Here is a 2,014-nt window from a genome sequence, read left to right as displayed (position 1 = left end):
TTCAAGTGTTGGTTACAGTTTATACAAAAGTTGCGAGTTCATACAGAGGCATACCTTATGCAACTTTCGTTGAAGTTGAACGCGGTAAAACCGTGTGGAAATTGAACAACGCGTATCGCAATATTGGGATAGCCGCGGACGCAAAGATTCTTAATTCGGAAATATTTTCTGATCAGATTTATTGTAAAGCTGAAAAGAAACTCAATAGACTGGTGTATCCTGACATCGAATTATAGATTGTGAGATAGCTAGCACCTGATCTTCGGTAAATCGACCCACTGGGTCGTATATTGCGGCGTTAACATCTTACGCCGCATTGACCACTTCTGAGATATCCCTTGTACCGCTAAAAATACAGTCTCACTCCCAAATCGATTGTTTAATGTGTCATACACATTCATAAGCTTAGGATTATTCGGAGTCAGATTAAAAAGATCAGGCTGCTCATGCTGTTCGTCAACTAAGTCAATCAGCCCAACACCAATTTTATAAAACCTCACATCCTGCTGGAATAACTGCTCAGCCAGTCGAGAGGCGGCTTGAGTTATCTGGGTCACATCAGCAGTTGGATACGCAAAACGATGAACCGCTCTACGTGCTATTGGAAGCGCGTCAAATGGTGAACTGTTAGCGAAACAGAGCATCACTCTACACAGTGACTTTTGTTTTCGAGCCTTGAAGGAAGCAATATTAGCGTGCGTACACAACGCTTGTTGCAACGACTCAAAGTCAGTAATTCTCTGTCCTGCACTTGTAGTGGCTTGTTTTCCGTCAATTTAAAGTGAAGATAAGTGTTGTTCGAGAAAGGCTTGAAGTTCAGCCTCAAACGCCTGAGCAAACAACTGTTGATCTCCCATTTTTCAAAGTTCATTCAACGGGTTCACTGGTTTATGAAGCTATGTAACGTTATTATGCTTGTCTATACAGTGCAACATGTTTATTTGTCTGGCGAGATCAATCAACAGGCTACACTACATTCCTTTCGATATACTAGAAATCACTTTAGCTCCTTTCCCCTTTGGAGGTTTATGAAAGATAGAAGTAAGTGCCGATATAAGTTTATCGAGATCGTTACGCAGAGGGATCTATGTTGATGGATGATTTAAGCTCTAATGAATCTTATATTGCCCATCCAGATATCGAGCATGGGCACCACCAAAGCGTTTATGTTCACTTAAAAGCGGTTAGCGAATTAGCTGGCAGGCTTGCTGCAAAAATAGGTTTTGCCGAGCAAGGGAAACTGATTGGCTTAATGCATGACTTTGGTAAATACAGTAATGCATTCCAAGATTACATGCGTCTGATTATTGCAGAGCAAACAGGCTATAACCCAGATAATGACGAGGGTAGCTCTGAAAGTTCAACGAGCAGAAGCTTAAAAGGTAAAATTGACCACTCGAGTGCAGGCGCACAGTGGATTTTCAACTCACTTTTCCCTCATTACTTGAAGTTAAAACAACAAGACCAAGCACTTGCCCCTTACGGTTTAGCAATTACTCAAGCTCTAAGCATGTGTATTGCCTCGCATCATAGTGGATTGATTGACAGTTTGTCAGAAAATGAAAATGTTTTTGCAAACAGGATTAAAAAGCATGATGAACTAACCCATCAAAAAGAATGCACTAAAAACGCTGATCCTGATTTATTTTCACAAGCGCAGTCACTCGCAAGTTTTCAGTTTATCTCAGAAAGTAGTCAAAACCTGAAAAGTATGTTCGATAGGGTTGTCCTTTCAGCCATTGAACATGATTACTACCTTGGCATGTTTACTAAAATGCTGTTCAGTTGTTTGATAGATGCCGACCGAATTGACAGCGCCGACTTTGAGCAGCCAAGCAACAAACCTGAGCGTTTTAAGCAACCTGATTGGGCTTTTGCTTGCGATAAAATTGAAAGCTTCATCTCACGATTTGAGCAAGTCAATCCCATCGACCATATTCGCGCTGAAATATCAGACAACTGTTTTAATCGCGCACAAGGCGAAACGGGCATTTACAGTTTGACTGTCCCAACG

General features: G+C 41.3%; 1 protein-coding gene and 2 pseudogenes. 2 read left to right on the top strand and 1 reads right to left on the bottom strand.

Going from position 1 to position 2,014, the window contains the following annotated elements; translation table 11 throughout:
* Positions 1–236: pseudogene (locus tag B9J84_RS16390) on the top strand (hypothetical protein); the annotation flags it as partial.
* 12 nt (positions 237–248) lie between these two features.
* On the opposite strand, the pseudogene B9J84_RS14280 reads toward B9J84_RS16390, so the two are convergent.
* Positions 249–773 (bottom strand): annotated as a pseudogene (locus B9J84_RS14280) (DUF4113 domain-containing protein); the annotation flags it as partial.
* A gap of 320 nt (positions 774–1,093) precedes the next feature.
* Between B9J84_RS14280 and B9J84_RS14275 the strand changes: the two are divergent.
* Positions 1,094–2,014 (top strand): CRISPR-associated endonuclease Cas3'' (locus B9J84_RS14275; protein ID WP_094124416.1); only part of this gene is annotated, 921 nt, incomplete at its 3' end.

The organism is Vibrio sp. V03_P4A6T147 (assembly GCF_002241085.1).
Taxonomy (GTDB): Bacteria; Pseudomonadota; Gammaproteobacteria; order Enterobacterales; family Vibrionaceae; genus Vibrio; species Vibrio anguillarum.
Note: the sequence above shows the minus strand (reverse complement) of the source record. Positions and strands in the feature narration are given on the sequence as shown.